General features: G+C 62.8%; 11 protein-coding genes and 1 other RNA gene. 11 read left to right on the top strand and 1 reads right to left on the bottom strand.

The features are described 5' to 3' along the window. Window positions 1-62 precede the first annotated feature (62 nt). Complete coding sequence (locus CLU93_RS07530; protein WP_099760607.1) at window positions 63-1,766, bottom strand: thiamine pyrophosphate-binding protein; 1,704 nt, start codon at window positions 1,764-1,766, stop codon at window positions 63-65. Window positions 1,767-2,001: 235 nt separating this feature from the next. On the opposite strand from CLU93_RS07530, the gene rnpB reads away from it, so the two are divergent. From rnpB to murG, 11 genes are all read left to right on the top strand, one after another. Next, an RNA gene (gene rnpB, locus CLU93_RS07525) (RNase P RNA component class A) lies at window positions 2,002-2,363 on the top strand. Window positions 2,364-3,023: 660 nt separating this feature from the next. Beyond that, window positions 3,024-3,452, top strand: a complete 429-nt coding sequence (mraZ, locus tag CLU93_RS07520; protein WP_099760606.1) for a division/cell wall cluster transcriptional repressor MraZ — start codon at window positions 3,024-3,026, stop codon at window positions 3,450-3,452. A 9-nt stretch (window positions 3,453-3,461) separates the two neighbouring features. After that, window positions 3,462-4,433 (top strand): 16S rRNA (cytosine(1402)-N(4))-methyltransferase RsmH, encoded by a 972-nt coding sequence (gene rsmH / locus CLU93_RS07515; RefSeq protein WP_099760605.1) that lies wholly within the window; start codon window positions 3,462-3,464, stop codon window positions 4,431-4,433. Then, entirely contained in the window at window positions 4,430-4,699 is a 270-nt protein-coding gene (gene ftsL, locus CLU93_RS07510) for a cell division protein FtsL (RefSeq protein WP_034748894.1), read from the top strand. Before rsmH ends, ftsL begins: the two co-directional genes overlap by 4 nt. Continuing rightward, window positions 4,699-6,477, top strand: a complete 1,779-nt coding sequence (locus tag CLU93_RS07505) for a peptidoglycan D,D-transpeptidase FtsI family protein (protein WP_099760604.1) — start codon at window positions 4,699-4,701, stop codon at window positions 6,475-6,477. Before ftsL ends, CLU93_RS07505 begins: the two co-directional genes overlap by 1 nt. An 8-nt stretch (window positions 6,478-6,485) precedes the next feature. Continuing rightward, window positions 6,486-7,994, top strand: a complete 1,509-nt coding sequence (locus CLU93_RS07500) for a UDP-N-acetylmuramoyl-L-alanyl-D-glutamate--2,6-diaminopimelate ligase (RefSeq protein ID WP_099760603.1) — start codon at window positions 6,486-6,488, stop codon at window positions 7,992-7,994. Further along, window positions 7,994-9,424 (top strand): UDP-N-acetylmuramoyl-tripeptide--D-alanyl-D-alanine ligase, encoded by a 1,431-nt coding sequence (locus CLU93_RS07495; RefSeq protein ID WP_099760602.1) that lies wholly within the window; start codon window positions 7,994-7,996, stop codon window positions 9,422-9,424. The genes CLU93_RS07500 and CLU93_RS07495 overlap by 1 nt, the downstream gene beginning before the upstream one ends. Window positions 9,425-9,426: 2 nt before the next feature. Beyond that, window positions 9,427-10,602: a phospho-N-acetylmuramoyl-pentapeptide-transferase gene (gene mraY, locus CLU93_RS07490; RefSeq protein ID WP_071079386.1), complete on the top strand. Its 1,176-nt coding sequence runs from the start codon at window positions 9,427-9,429 to the stop codon at window positions 10,600-10,602. Beyond that, window positions 10,602-12,158 (top strand): UDP-N-acetylmuramoyl-L-alanine--D-glutamate ligase, encoded by a 1,557-nt coding sequence (murD, locus tag CLU93_RS07485; protein WP_099760601.1) that lies wholly within the window; start codon window positions 10,602-10,604, stop codon window positions 12,156-12,158. Before mraY ends, murD begins: the two co-directional genes overlap by 1 nt. Next, the gene (gene ftsW / locus CLU93_RS07480) at window positions 12,158-13,369 is read left to right on the top strand and encodes a putative lipid II flippase FtsW (RefSeq protein WP_099760600.1); all 1,212 of its coding nucleotides are present in this window, start codon (window positions 12,158-12,160) and stop codon (window positions 13,367-13,369) included. Before murD ends, ftsW begins: the two co-directional genes overlap by 1 nt. Further along, window positions 13,366-14,460 carry an undecaprenyldiphospho-muramoylpentapeptide beta-N-acetylglucosaminyltransferase gene (gene murG, locus CLU93_RS07475; protein ID WP_099760599.1) on the top strand — a complete coding sequence of 365 codons (1,095 nt, stop codon included), beginning with the start codon at window positions 13,366-13,368 and terminating at the stop codon, window positions 14,458-14,460. The genes ftsW and murG overlap by 4 nt, the downstream gene beginning before the upstream one ends. Window positions 14,461-14,462 lie beyond the last annotated feature (2 nt).

Genomic DNA, 14,462 nt, shown 5'->3' with positions numbered 1-14,462 from the left:
TGTCAAAAAGAAAAAGGCCCGGTATCGACCGGGCCTTTGTTGTTTGTCGCGCTGAAACGGGCTTATTTGGCCGCCTGCGCCTTTTCCGCCGTGGCGCGGATGGTGGCCAGCGTGGCGTTCGGCGTGATCAGGTTGCCGTCGTAGCGCAGCTCGATCAACGCTGGCAAGTTGTGCGCGCTGGCGTGCGCCAGCGCCCGTTGCAGGGCAGGGGCGAACTCTTCTGTCGTAGTCACGACTTCGCCATGCGCGCCATACGCCTGCGCCAGCGCCGCAAAATCCGGGTTATGCAGGGTCGTGCCCGAGACGCGGCCCGGGTAATCGCGTTCCTGGTGCATGCGGATGGTGCCGAACATCTGGTTATTGAAGACGATGATGACCACGCCCGCCTGGTATTGCACGGCGGTGGCCAGTTCCTGGCCATTCATCATGTATTCGCCGTCGCCGGCAAAGGTGATCACGGTACGCTCCGGATGCACGATCTTCGCCGCCACGCCGGACGGCACGCCATAGCCCATGGCGCCATTCGTTGGCGCCAGCTGCGTGCGCATGCCGCCGTAGCGATAAAAACGGTGCGCCCACGAGGCGTAGTTGCCGGCGCCGTTGGTCAGGATGGTATCAAGAGGTGCCTGCGCCATGATTTCCTGCGTCACTTGCCACAGGTCCAGCGGCGCCTGGCCATCCTGGAAGATGGGCGGGCGCTCCTGATAGGCGGCCAGCTCGGCCTTCGCTTCGGCCGGCGTATGTTTCCAGGCGGAAGCGTCGACGGGGGCCATGGCTGCCAGCATGGCGCACGCTTGCGGCATGCCGCTGTTGATCATCAGTTCGGCCTGGTAAACGCTGCCCAGCTCTTCGGCGTCCGTATGGATGTGCACCAGGCGCTGGCGCGGCACGGGTGCGTCGAACAGCGTGTAGCCGCCCGTCGTCATTTCACCGAGGCGCGGGCCGATGGCGATGACCAGGTCGGCATTTTTCACGCGCGCGGCCAGTTTCGGGTTGATGCCGATGCCGACATCGCCGATGTAGTTCGGGTGGGCATTGTCGAGCAAGTCCTGGAAGCGGAAGGCGCAGGCGACGGGCAGGTGCTTGCTTTCCGCGAACTGTTGCAGGTCGGCGCAGGCCTGCGGCGTCCAGGTGGTGCCGCCCAGCAAGACCAGCGGACGCTGCGCTTCGGCCAGCATGGCGCGCAATTGCTGCAGTTGCGCGTCCGATGGCGATGCCTGTACCGGCTGGTAGGCGCGCGTGTCGGCGACAGTCGCCATGGAAATGAGCATGTCTTCCGGCAGGGCCAGCACGACAGGGCCGGGGCGCCCGCTGGTGGCGACCTGGAAGGCGCGCGCCAGGTATTCGGGGATGCGCTCGGCGCGGTCGATCTGTGCCACCCACTTGGCCATCTGGCCGTACATGCGGCGGTAGTCGATTTCCTGGAACGCTTCGCGGTCGACGAAATCGTTGCCCACCTGGCCTATGAACAGGATCATCGGCGTCGAATCCTGATACGCCGTGTGCACGCCGATCGAGGCGTTGGTGGCGCCCGGTCCGCGCGTGACGAAGCAGATGCCCGGCTTGCCCGTCAGCTTGCCGTAGGCTTCAGCCATGAAGGCGGCGCCGCCTTCCTGGCGGTTGATGATGAAGCGGATGCCCGAATCGTGCAGGGCGTCCAGCACGTCGAGGTAGCTTTCGCCAGGCACGCCAAAAGCGGTGTCGACACCATGGATCTGCAGGGCATCGACCAGGATCTGGCCGCCGGTACGGGATTGTTGCGTCATGTTCGGCTCTTTATAGTCTAGTGGGGTGGCAAAGAAGTGGGGCAAGCGGTGTGCATGCGCTTGCATGCAAGCAGCTTGCCCATTCTATGTGAGCCGATTTGGCCCGGCTTTTGAAATGGCGACACCGAATTACACAATCCCCCGGGCCGGGGCTCGACGAGGGGCCCTGCGAGCGGTGTCGTTCCTGCACAGGCCTTTTTGCAGAAACCTGCTGCGGCGCGGTACAATGGCGGGTGAAGCAGGCCAGACAGTCGCTGGCCGGCGCAGCAATGCGCTGGCGGGAGGAAGGTCCGGACTCCATAGAGCGGGGTGACGGTTAACGGCCGTCCGCTGAAAGCCTACTCGACGTACTTGTACGGAGAAGGGGTATAAGGCGAGGAATAGGGCCACAGAGACGAGCGTATTAAGTTACGGTGAAACGCGGTAACCTCCACCTGGTGCAATTTCAAATAGGCACGCGATGATGCTGCTCGCGGAGCGTGCGGGTAGAAAGCTTGAGCGTCCGAGTAATCTGGCGCCTAGAGGAATGACTGTCATAGCGCCAACCTGCAAGGGAAGGCGCCGTAACAAAATCCGGCCTACCGGCCTGCTTCACTTGAATTTTAGCTCCCCGGCCTGCCGGGGAGTGTATCGGCCGCAGCGGTTTGCTTGCTGCGCGCCACCCAAAAGCCCCCGCAAAGGGGCTTTTTTTGTTTCCAAAAAGATAGTGATCAGGATAAAGTTGTATATACAACTAAAATGAACAATTGGTTAAAGTTTCTTCGTCTCAATTAATTGCTGCATTGCAAAAATAGTTGATCCGCATCAGGCCAACCCCTGAAAACAGGGCCGGTACGTGCCAAGGGCGCAATTTTTTTGCCTTAAACCAAGTCTTATGCTGTGGCTGCTTGTTGTTGTGCCTGGAGGTCGAAAGTATTGTCATGTGTCAACTAACTGTAAAAAATTCAATTTTTACATTTCGTCTTTTTTGATGTTTACGGTAGGAAAACACATGTGTGCAGATGAGGTAGCACATTCACTATCTTTCATAAGTATCTAATTTATCGATATATTTTTATTTGAGACTGCTTCAACGATATGCGCTAAGTCCTTAATTTCATTAATAAAATTCCTGTTTTGCCAATCGGAAACCGCTTGACCACTATCTTTGCTTACTCTAAAGTGGGCAACTGTGTGAAAAAGTGTGTTTTTGTGGGAAATTTCCCCTTTTCATCATGATGCGCAAGCGTCGCAACCCAAGCTCAAAAAAGGTCTTCCGTGTTTCAAGGCGCGTCCGCAATCAATCTCGATGCCAAAGGCAGGATGTCTATCCCTGCCAAGCACCGTGACGCGCTGGCGATTCAATGCGAAGGCCGTCTGACCCTGACCAAGCACCCCGATGGCTGCCTGCTGTTTTTCCCCCGTCCCGTGTGGGAAAACCACCGCCAGCAAATCGCCGCCTGGCCCATGTCGGCGCGCGCCTGGCAGCGCATCTTCCTCGGCAACGCCGTTGACGTCGAGCTGGACTCGGCCGGCCGCGTGCTGATCTCGCCCGAATTGCGCAACGCCGTGGGGCTGTCGCGCGAAGTCATGATGATCGGCATGGGCAGCCACTTTGAAATATGGGATGCCGCCAAGTTGGCCGACAAAGAACAGCAGGCGATCGATGCCGGCACCCCCGATGTACTTTCCAATTTTTCTTTCTAAGGCTCCGTAATGACACAACTCACGGTGCCGGAATTTCAGCATCGCACGGTGCTGCTCGATGAAGCGGTCGATGCACTCGACCTGACGGGCGACCGCGCACACGGCATTTACGTCGATGGCACGTTTGGCCGCGGCGGCCATAGCCGATTGATTTTGTCGCGCCTGGCGCTTGACGCGCGCCTGATCGGCTTCGACAAGGATTTGCAAGCCATCGCCACGGCCGAACAAATCGGCGACCCCCGCTTTGAAATTGTCCATGACAGCTTTGCCACCATGACGGCCAGCCTGGCCGAGCGTGGCGTGCAGCAGGTCGATGGCATCTTGCTTGACCTGGGCATCTCGTCGCCGCAGGTCGACGACGCGGCGCGCGGTTTCAGCTTCCGCAACGACGGACCGCTGGACATGCGCATGGATACGACGCGCGGCATCTCCGCGGCCGAATGGCTGGCGGTGGAAACCGAGCAGAATTTAGAGAAAGTGATACGCGATTATGGGGAAGAACGGTTTGCTTTTCAGATTGCAAAGGCGATTGTTGCTGGCCGGGCAGTCCAGCCAATTTCAAGCACACGACAGCTTGCCGGCATCGTGGCAGGCGCCGTCAAGACCCGCGAGAAGGGTAAGGACCCCGCTACCCGCACCTTTCAGGCAATCCGCATTTTCATTAACAAAGAGCTCGAGGATCTCGAGATCGGTCTGAACCAGGCGTATGCCTGCCTGGCGCCTGGCGCCCGCATGGCCGTGATCAGTTTTCATTCGCTGGAAGACCGCATGGTCAAGCGCTTCTTCGCCTCGAAGGCGAACGTGGAGCAGCCTGACCGCCGCCTGCCGATCCGCGCGGTCGACTTGCCGCAGCCGGAAATGAAGCTGATATTGAAGATGAAGCCGTCCGATGCCGAGATCGAGGGTAACCCCCGTTCGCGTTCGGCCGTGATGCGCGTGGCGCAGCGTTTGCCCATTCCGGTGAGTGGCGGCGTCCGATGACTGGCAAGCTGTGTGTCGTGCTGTCGGCCCTGCTGGTGTGTTGCGGCCTGTCGCTGGTGAACGCGCAGTACCAGTCGCGCCACCTGCTGATCGACCTGGAGCGCGCGCAAGCGCTGTCGCGCCAGCTCGACATCGACTGGGCACAACTGCAGCTGGATCAGTCCACTTTGGGCAAGCATGAACGCATTGAATCGATCGCACGGCGCGACCTGAGCATGACGCCGTTGACGGCGGCGCGTACGCAATACCTGACGGAGGGCGAGTAATGAAGTTGGGCGGTAATAGCAACGGCCGGGTGGCGGCATCGAAAGGCGTGCCATTCTCGAAGAACCCCGTACTGGCAGTGCGTCTGCCCGTCTGGCGTTCGCGCGTCGTGCTGTTCCTGCTGTTCTTCGCTTTCGCCGGCCTGGGCGCGCGCGCGCTGTGGCTGCAGGGCGTGTCGACGCAGTTTTTGCAAAAGCAGGGCAAGGCGCGCTACGAGCGCACCTTGGAACTGCCGGCCACGCGCGGCAAGATCACCGACCGCAACGGCCAGGTGCTCGCTTCGTCCGTGCCCGTGAAAGCCATCTGGGCCATTCCCGACGACGTGTTGCAGGCGTCGCCCGAGAAAATCAACGCGCTGGCCGGCTTGCTGGAAATGAACGTCAATGAATTGCGCAAGAAGCTTGATTCGGACCGCAGCTTCGTTTACCTGAAACGCCAGGTCGAGATGGACGTGGCCGACAAGATCTCCAAGCTGGGCATCGACGGCATCGACGAGCGCAAGGAATACAAGCGCTTTTATCCACAGGGCGAAGTGATGACCCACGTGGTGGGCTTTACCAACGTGGAAGACGTGGGCCAGGAAAGCATGGAACTGGCGCAGCAGAAAACCCTCGTCGGCACCACCGGCAGCCGCCGCGTGATCAAGGACCGCCTGGGCCACATCGTCGAAGACATCGGCTTCATCCACGAACCGCATGACGGCAAGGACCTGACCCTGTCCGTGGACAGCAAGATCCAGTACATCGCCTTCACGCAGCTGAAGGAAGCTGTGGAAAAATTCAATGCCAAGGCCGGCGGCGCCGTGGTGCTCGACGTGCACACGGGCGAAGTGCTGGCCCTGGCCAACTACCCCAGCTACGACCCGAACGACCGCCGCAAGCTCACCGGGCAGCAGCTGCGCAACCGCGTCATGACCGACACCTTTGAACCCGGTTCGACCCTGAAGCCGATCACCGTCTCGCTGGCGCTCGACACGGGCAGAGTCAAGCCGGGCACGCTGATCGACACGGGGCCGGGCCGCTACACCATCGCCGACCGCACGATTACCGATACCAAGCCGCACGGCGTGATCAGCGTTTCCGAAATCATCGAGATGTCGTCGAACATCGGCACCTCGAAAATCGCGCTGGGCATGCCGTCGCAGGAAATGTGGGAAATGTTTACCAAGGTGGGCTTCGGTCAGCAGCCGAAATGGGGCTTCCCCGGCGCCGTGGCCGGCCGCGTGCGTCCGTATAAATCGTGGCGCCCGGTGGAACAGGCCACCATGAGCTACGGTAACGGCATTTCCGTCTCGCTGATCCAGCTGGCGCGCTCCTACATGATGTTCGCCCGCGATGGCGATACGATCCCCCTGTCATTCCAGAAGGTCAATGAACTGCCCGTTGGCCAGCAGGTGATCAAGCCGAAGACGGCCGCCGACATGCGCGCCATGCTGGAACTGGTGGTCTCCGGCGCGCACGGCTCGGCCAAGCGCGCCCAGGTCGCCGGCTACCGCGTGGGCGGCAAGACGGGTACCGCCTACAAGGTGGAAAACGGCCGCTATGCGATGCCGCGCAAATACATCGGCTCGTTCGTGGGCATGGTGCCGATGTCGGCGCCGCGCTTCATCATTGCCGTGATGATCGATGAACCAACCGGCGCTGCCCACTATGGCGGCCAGGTTGCCGCTCCCGCTTTCGCGGCGATTGCGACCAACGCGCTGCGCGCGATGAACGTACCGCCCGATTCCTCCGTTACCGAAATCGTGGTCCCGGCCAATGCCGGCCCGGAGGCCATGTGAAGTCACTCATGACCATACAAGACATCAGTTTGTGGATCAAAGCGGCTGCCCCGTCCGGGCAGCTGACGTCCGATTCGCGCCGCGTGCAGCGCGGCGACGTGTTTTTCGCCTATGCGGGCGCCACGCATTTCATCGCCGCCGCCATCGCGCAGGGCGCCGCCGCCATCGTGCATGATGCCGTCGAATGGAACGCCGCATGGAGCGTGCCGCACCTGCTGGTCAGCGACCTGAAACGCCTGGCCGGCCCCGTGGCGCATGCTTTTTACGGCATGCCCGACAGCGCCATGTTCAGCGCCGGCGTGACGGGCACGAATGGCAAGACATCCTGCGCGCTATGGCTGGCGCAAGCGCTGGCGCGCCTGGGCGAAACATCGTCCGTCATTGGGACGTTGGGCGTGGGCCTGTGCAAGCCGCGCGGCGCCATCGAATTCGACGTCACTGGCTACACCACGCCCGACGCCGTGCTGCTGGCGCGTAAACTGGCCGCCATGCGCGATGCCGGTGCCAAGGCCGTCGCCATCGAAGTGTCGTCGATCGGCCTGGACCAGGAACGCGCGGCCGGCATGCATTTCGATGTCGCCATGTTCACCAATCTGACGCGCGACCACCTTGATTACCACGGCGACATGGCCACCTACGAGGCGGCCAAAGTAAAACTGTTCGACTGGCCCGGCCTGAAAACGGCCGTCATCAACCTCGATGATCCCATGGGGCTGCGCCTGGCGCGCCACGTGGATGGCAAGCTGTCCGGCGAATATCCCGTCATCGGCTACACCTTGCAGGATGCGGCCAGCCAGCCTGACTTGCCGGGTGTGCTGATGCTGCGCGCCAGCCAGTTCCGCAGCCGCCATGCCGGTACCGACTTCCACCTGGAATGCGCGCTGGGCGTGGCGCTGGTCAAGACGCAACTGGTGGGTCACTTCAATATCAGCAACGCGCTGGCCGTGCTGGGCGCCTTGCTGGCGCATGGCACCGGCCTGCGCGCCGCCATCGACGGCATCGAATCGCTGCAGCCGGCCCCAGGCCGCATGCAACAGGTGGGTGGCCAGGAAGCGCCGATGGTCGTCATCGATTACGCGCATACGCCGGACGCTTTGGCAAAAACCCTGGCTGCCTTGCGCCAGGTGGCGCAGGAGCGTGGCGGCCAGCTGTGGTGCGTGTTCGGCTGCGGCGGCGACCGCGATCCGGGCAAGCGTCCGCAGATGGGCGCCATCGCGCAATTGGCCGACCACGTGGTGGTCACCAGCGACAATCCGCGCAGCGAAGACCCGCACGCCATCATCGCGCAAATCGTCGCCGGCATGCGTGCAGACGGCCCGCAGCCGCAGGCGATCGAAGACCGCGCCGCAGCCATCCTGTCGGCCATCAAGCATGCCGCCAAGCCGGACGTGATCTTGCTGGCGGGCAAAGGCCATGAGCCGTACCAGGAAATCAAGGGCAAGAAACTGCCGTTCTCCGATGCCGACCATGCGCAGCTGGCCTTGTCCGCGCGCCTGACCATGATGAGGACGAACTGATGCGCGGCACACTGACAGAACTGATGCCGTCGCTGGACGGCGCGCAGCTGGCGGGCGACGCAGCGTTTGACGGCGTGTCCACCGACAGCCGCAGCGCCCAAGCCGGCTCGCTCTTCGTCGCTTTGCGCGGCGAGAGTTTCGACGCCCACGACTTCCTCGACCAGGTGGCCGCGCGCGGCGTCGCCGCCGTGCTGGTCGAGCGCTTGCCCGCAGGCTGGGATAGCGCCAGGGTGCCGGCCATCGTGGTCGCCGATACCCTGGTGGCGCTGGGACACATTGCCCATCACTGGCGCCGCCGTTTCAATTTGCCCGTCATCGGCGTCACCGGCAGCAATGGCAAGACCACCGTCAAGGAGATGATTTCGGCCATCCTGGCGGCGGCCTTTGGCGAAGAAGCGCGCCTGGCCACGCGCGGCAACCTGAATAACGAGATCGGCGTGCCGCTGACCCTGTTCCGCCTGAATGAAGAACACAAGGCGGCTGTCATCGAGATGGGCATGAACCATCCGGGCGAGATCGGCCGCCTGGCGGCAATCGCCGCGCCGACGCTGGCGATGGTCAACAACGCGCAGCGCGAGCACCAGGAATTCATGCATACGGTGGTAGCGGTGGCGCGCGAGAACGGCGCGGCGCTGGCGGCATTGGCCGACGACGGCGTCGCCGTCTTCCCGCACGGCGATGAATTCACGCCCGTGTGGCGCGAGCTGGCCGGCGCGCGCGCCGTCATCACCTTCGGCCTGTCGAAGGATGCTGACGTGAGCTGCACGCATCGCGCGGCCGAGGATTTTGGCAGCGACATGTTCGTCAGCGTGCGCGCGCAGGACGGCAGCTTGCGCCAGTTCTTCGTCGGCTTGCAGGCGGCGGGCGAGCATAATGTACGCAATGCGCTGGCGGCCGTGGCATGCGCCGTTGGCGCGGGCATCGCCATCGAACATATCCGGCAGGGCCTGGAGGCGTTCGCGCCAGTGAACGGCCGCCTGCAGAAAAAACGTGCCGCCAACGGCGCCACCATCATCGACGACACGTATAACGCCAATCCGGATTCGGCGCGCGCGGCCATCGATGTGCTGGCGCAGGCTGCGGCACCACGCATCCTGGTGCTGGGCGAGATGGGCGAAGTCGGCACGCAGGGGCAGCAGTTCCACGAAGAGATCGGCGCCTACGCCGCCATCAAAGGCATCGAATACGTGCTGGCGACGGGCGGCCTGGCGCGCCATCTGGTCAATGCGGCGCAAGTTGCCGCCAGCCAGGAATCGGGCACGGTCGTGGAGTATTTCGAACAGTTCGACGGCTTGCTGGCGGCGCTCGATGCGCACTTGTCCGGCCGTTCGGATGCAACAGTATTAATCAAGGGCTCCCGCTTCATGAAAATGGAACGGGCCGTGCAGCATTTGATTGGTTCAAACAACAATAACAAGGAAGCTCACTAATCATGCTGCTCTGGCTCGCTCATTATTTCCAGGACGACATTGGCCCATTGCGGGTCTTTAACTTCATCACTTTCCGCGCCGTCTTTGCCACGCTGACGGCGATTTTGATCGGCCTGTGCGCCGGTCCTGCCGTGATCCGCATGCTCACGCGCATGAAGGTCGGCCAGGCCGTGCGCACGGACGGCCCGCAGACGCACTTGAAAAAACACGGCACGCCCACCATGGGCGGCGTGCTGATCCTGATCGCCATCGGCATTTCCACCCTGCTGTGGGCCGACCTGTCGAACCGCTTCATCTGGCCCGTCCTGATCGTCACGCTCGGTTTTGGCGCCGTCGGCTGGGCCGACGACTACCGCAAGGTGGTGCACCAGGACCCGGAAGGCATGCGCTCGCGCGAAAAATACTTCTGGCAGTCGCTGATCGGCATCGTCGCCGCGTTTTACCTGGCGTTTTCTGTCTCCGTATCGGAACCCGACGCGGGCCACGTGTGGAATCTGATCTACGCCTGGGTGCAGTCCGGCTTCGCCATGGACCTGCCGCCGAAAGCCGACCTGATCGTCCCGTTCTTCAAGACCATCAGCTATCCGCTGGGCGTGTGGGGCTTCATCGCGCTGACCTACTGCGTCATCGTCGGTACCAGCAACGCCGTCAATTTCACCGATGGCCTCGATGGCCTGGCCATCATGCCGACCGTGATGGTGGGCACGGCCCTGGGCCTGTTCGCCTACCTGACGGGTAACGCCACGTATGCGCGCTACCTGTTCATTCCGCACATTCCAGGCGCCGGCGAACTGGTGATCTTCTGCGGCGCGCTGGCCGGTTCCGGCCTGGCCTTCCTCTGGTATAACACGCACCCCGCGAAAGTGTTCATGGGCGACGTGGGCGCGCTGGCCCTGGGCGGCGCGCTGGGCACCGTGGCTGTCATCGTGCGCCAGGAAATCGTCCTGTTCATCATGGGCGGCATCTTCGTCGTCGAAACGCTGTCCGTGATCATCCAGGTCGTCTGGTTCAAGTACACCAAGAAGCGCTATGGCGCGGGCCGCCGCGTTTTCCTGATGGCGCCACTGCATCACCATTTTGAACAAAAAGGCTGGAAAGAGACGCAGGTTGTCGTGCGTTTCTGGATCATCACCATGATGCTGGTGCTGCTCGGCCTGACCACCTTGAAGCTGCGCTGATGATGTACGACGCTAAAACCGCACTGGTACTGGGCCTTGGGGAGTCGGGCCTGGCCATGGCCCTGTGGCTGGCCCGCAGCGGTGCGCTAGTCCGCGTGGCCGATACAAGGGAAACCCCTGAGCGCCTGGCTGCGCTGCAGGCCGCCGTGCCGCAGGCGCAGTTCATCGCCGGCGCCTTCACGGCCGAGCTGCTCGATGGCGTCGATTTTGTCGCCGTCAGCCCCGGCCTGGCGCCGGGCCGCGAACTGGCGCTGATTGCACCTGCCGCTGCGGAGAAAAATATCCCCGTGTGGGGCGAGATCGAACTGTTCGCCCAAGCCTTGGCCGCACTCAAGGCGGAACGCGGCTATGCGCCGAAAGTCATCGCCATCACGGGCACCAACGGCAAGACGACGGTCACCAGCCTGGTGGGCCTGCTGTGCGAACGCGCCGGCCTGGCCACGCGCGTGGCCGGCAATATCAGCCCGGCCGCGCTGGACGTGCTGCGCGAGGTGCTCGATGCCGAGCCAGCGCCGCTGCCGGTCGATGCAGAAGCTGAAGCGGCGGAACCGGTTGCCAGCAGCTTGCCGCAGGCGTGGATACTGGAGCTGTCCAGCTTCCAGCTGCACACGACGTTCAGCCTGCAGGCCGATGCGGCCACGGTTCTGAATCTGTCGCAGGATCACCTGGACTGGCATGGCGACATGGCCTCCTATGCGAGCGACAAGGCACGCATCTTCGGCGAACAGACCGTGCGCATCCTGAACCGCGACGATGCGTTAGTGATGCACATGGCCGATCCGCTGGCCGCGACGATCACCTTCGGCACGGGCGAACCGGTGGAAGTCGACAGCTTTGGCCTGGTGAATGAACGGGGCATCTTCTGGCTGGCGCAAGCCGTGCCCAGCGAAGAAGTGATCGAGAAAAAACGCAGGAAGAACGATCCGGCGCCGGAACCGGTGCCGACGATGGCGAAAAAACTGATGCCGGCCGATGCGCTGAAAATCCGCGGCCAGCACAATGCCTCGAATGCGCTGGCGGCGCTGGCCCTGTGCCGCGCCATCGGCCTGCCGTTCGCGCCGCTGCTGCATGGCTTGCGCGAGTACCAGGGAGAGCCGCACCGCGTGGAGCTGATCACGGCCGTGGGTGACGTCGAATACTACGACGACAGCAAGGGCACCAACGTGGGCGCGACAGTGGCTGCGTTGTTCGGCCTGGGCAAGGCGTTTGGCGGTGCGCAACAGCGTTTGGTGCTGATCGCAGGCGGTGACGGCAAGGGGCAGGATTTCTCGCCGCTGGCTGAACCCGTGTCGCGCTACGTGCGTGCCGTGGTGCTGATCGGCCGCGATGCGCCAGCGCTGCGCGCTGCTCTGGCGCCGGCTGGCGTGGACATTATCGACTGCGCCACCTTGCCGGAAGCCGTCAAGCGCGCCAGCAGCCTGGCGCTGGCCGGCGATGCCGTGCTGCTGTCGCCCGCCTGCGCCAGCCTGGACATGTTCAAGAACTATGCGCACCGCGCGCAGGTATTTGTCGACGCCGTGCGCGACATCGCGCTGGAAAACGGACAGGATATCTGATGGCCTTCCAACTGCCCTTCAGCTTTGGTTCCGGCTCGGCTGCCAAGCCGCTGGATAGCCGCGCGCGGCAATCGAAGATGATGGACTATGACAAGCCGCTGGTGTGGGTCGTCCTGCTGCTCATGTTGCTGGGCATGGTGATGGTGTATTCGGCCTCGATCTCGCTGTCGGACGCGCGCAAGTTCGCCGCCTACACCAACAATTATTTTGTCGTACGCCAGGCCTTGTTCATCGGTATATCGATCATCGCCGCCGCGCTGGTGTTCCGCATCCGCGTCGCTACCTGGCAAAAGATGGCGCCGTGGCTGTTCATCGGCACCCTGGTGCTGCTGGTGATGGTGCTGATACCGGGCCTGGGCGTGTCGGTCAACGGTGGCCGCCGCTGGCTGAACCTGCCGGGCCTGCGGCCGCAGCCGTCCGAGCTGATGAAGGTGGTGATGGTGCTGTACGCTGCCGATTACACCGTGCGCAAGCAGGAATACATGCACAAGCTGACCAAGGGTTTCATGCCGATGGCGCTGGCTGTGAGCTTCGTCGGCCTGCTGCTGCTGATGGAGCCCGACCTGGGCGCGTTCGGCGTGATCGTCTGCATCGCCATGGGTATCCTGTTCCTGGGCGGCGTCAACGCCATCTGGTTCGGCGGCATCGGCGCCATGCTGACGGCGATCTTCGTCACCATCATCGCTTTGTCGAAATTCCGCCGCGAGCGGTTTTTTGCGTATCTCGATCCTTGGCAGGAAGACAATGCGCTGAACAAGGCTTACCAGCTGACGCACTCGCTGATCGCCTTCGGGCGCGGCGAACTGTTTGGCGTGGGCCTGGGCGGCAGCGTGGAAAAGCTGCACTACCTGCCCGAAGCGCATACGGACTTCTTGCTGGCCGTGATCGGCGAGGAACTGGGCCTGGTGGGCGTGCTGATCGTGATCGGCATGTTCTACTGGATTATCAAGCGCGCGTTCGATATCGGCCGCCAGGCGATCGCCATCGACCAGACCTTCGCGGGCCTGACGGCGAAAGGCATCGCCATCTGGATCGGCGTGCAGACCTTCATCAACATGGGCGTGAACCTGGGCCTGCTGCCGACCAAGGGCTTGACTTTGCCGCTGATGAGTTATGGCGGCACGGGCGTACTGATTAACTGTATCGGCCTGGCGATTTTGCTGCGCATCGATTACGAAAACCGGATCCTGATGCGCGGAGGCCGGCTATGAATAACGTGACGAACTTGAAAACGACGAAAAGACTGATGATCATGGCGGCCGGCACCGGCGGCCATATTTTTCCTGGCCTGGCGATTGCGCAGACCATGCGCGCGCGCGGCTGGGAAGTGAGCTGGCTGGGCACGACCCATGGCATGGAGCAGGAACTGGTGCCGAAGAGCGGCATTCCCATGGACGCCATTGAATTTTCCGGCATGCGCGGCAAGGGCCTGGCGCATACGGTCAAAGGCGGCTTCAAGATGCTGGCGAGTTTTTTTGCCATCCGCCGTTTCATCGCCAGCCGCAAGCCGGACGTGGTGATGGGCATGGGTGGCTACGTGACCGTGCCGGGCGGCCTGATGGCGCGCCTGAAGGGCGTGCCGCTGGTGCTGGTCAATGCGGATGCGGCGCTGCTGCTGTCGAACAAGACCTTGGTGCCGCTGGCACAAAAGGTGTGCTTCGGCTTTCCCGCCGATTTTGGCAGCGCCGCCGGCAAGGCCGTCGTCACGGGCAATCCCGTGCGCGCCGAGATCCTCGCCATGGCGCCGCCGGCGCTCCGCTTTGCGGACCGCAGCGGGCCGTTGCGCATCCTGGTGGTGGGCGGCAGCCTGGGTGCGAAAGCGCTGAACGACAATTTGCCTGCCGCGCTGGCCCTGATGCCGGAGGGAGAACGTCCGCTGGTGACGCACCAGTCGGGCAAGAAGAATATCGACGCCCTGCATGCCGCGTATGCGCAGGCGGGCGTGCAAGCCAATGTGGTCGACTTCATCGACGACATGGCCAAGGCGTATACCGAGGCCGACCTGGTGATTTGCCGCGCTGGCGCGATCACCCTGTCGGAATTGACGGCGGCCGGCGTGGCCAGCGTGCTCGTGCCGCTGGTGGCGTCGACCACCAGTCACCAGCGCGATAACGCGCAATGGATGGCCAAACAAGGCGCGGCGATTCATCTGCCGCAGACGGAAATGAGTGCGGCGTCGCTGAGCACCCTGCTGGCGTCCTTGACGCGCGATACCTGCCAGCACATGGCGCAGGCGGCACTGGCAGCAGGCAAGCGCGACGCCAATGAGGCGATCGCACACGTATTGGAAAAACTGGCATGAGG

It is taken from the genome of Janthinobacterium sp. 35 (genome assembly GCF_002754575.1).
In the GTDB taxonomy this organism is placed as follows: domain Bacteria; phylum Pseudomonadota; class Gammaproteobacteria; order Burkholderiales; family Burkholderiaceae_D; genus Janthinobacterium; species Janthinobacterium tructae.
Note: the sequence above shows the minus strand (reverse complement) of the source record. Positions and strands in the feature narration are given on the sequence as shown.

What these genes read in the sequence shown, in the direction of transcription:
- CLU93_RS07530 (WP_099760607.1), bottom strand. Translation starts at nt 1,766, where the DNA reads ATGACGCAACAATCCCGTACCGGCGGCCAGATCCTGGTCGATGCCCTG.
- rsmH (WP_099760605.1), top strand. Translation starts at nt 3,462, where the DNA reads ATGACACAACTCACGGTGCCGGAATTTCAGCATCGCACGGTGCTGCTC.
- ftsL (WP_034748894.1), top strand. Translation starts at nt 4,430, where the DNA reads ATGACTGGCAAGCTGTGTGTCGTGCTGTCGGCCCTGCTGGTGTGTTGC.
- CLU93_RS07505 (WP_099760604.1), top strand. Translation starts at nt 4,699, where the DNA reads ATGAAGTTGGGCGGTAATAGCAACGGCCGGGTGGCGGCATCGAAAGGC.
- CLU93_RS07500 (WP_099760603.1), top strand. Translation starts at nt 6,486, where the DNA reads ATGACCATACAAGACATCAGTTTGTGGATCAAAGCGGCTGCCCCGTCC.
- CLU93_RS07495 (WP_099760602.1), top strand. Translation starts at nt 7,994, where the DNA reads ATGCGCGGCACACTGACAGAACTGATGCCGTCGCTGGACGGCGCGCAG.
- mraY (WP_071079386.1), top strand. Translation starts at nt 9,427, where the DNA reads ATGCTGCTCTGGCTCGCTCATTATTTCCAGGACGACATTGGCCCATTG.
- murD (WP_099760601.1), top strand. Translation starts at nt 10,602, where the DNA reads ATGATGTACGACGCTAAAACCGCACTGGTACTGGGCCTTGGGGAGTCG.
- ftsW (WP_099760600.1), top strand. Translation starts at nt 12,158, where the DNA reads ATGGCCTTCCAACTGCCCTTCAGCTTTGGTTCCGGCTCGGCTGCCAAG.
- murG (WP_099760599.1), top strand. Translation starts at nt 13,366, where the DNA reads ATGAATAACGTGACGAACTTGAAAACGACGAAAAGACTGATGATCATG.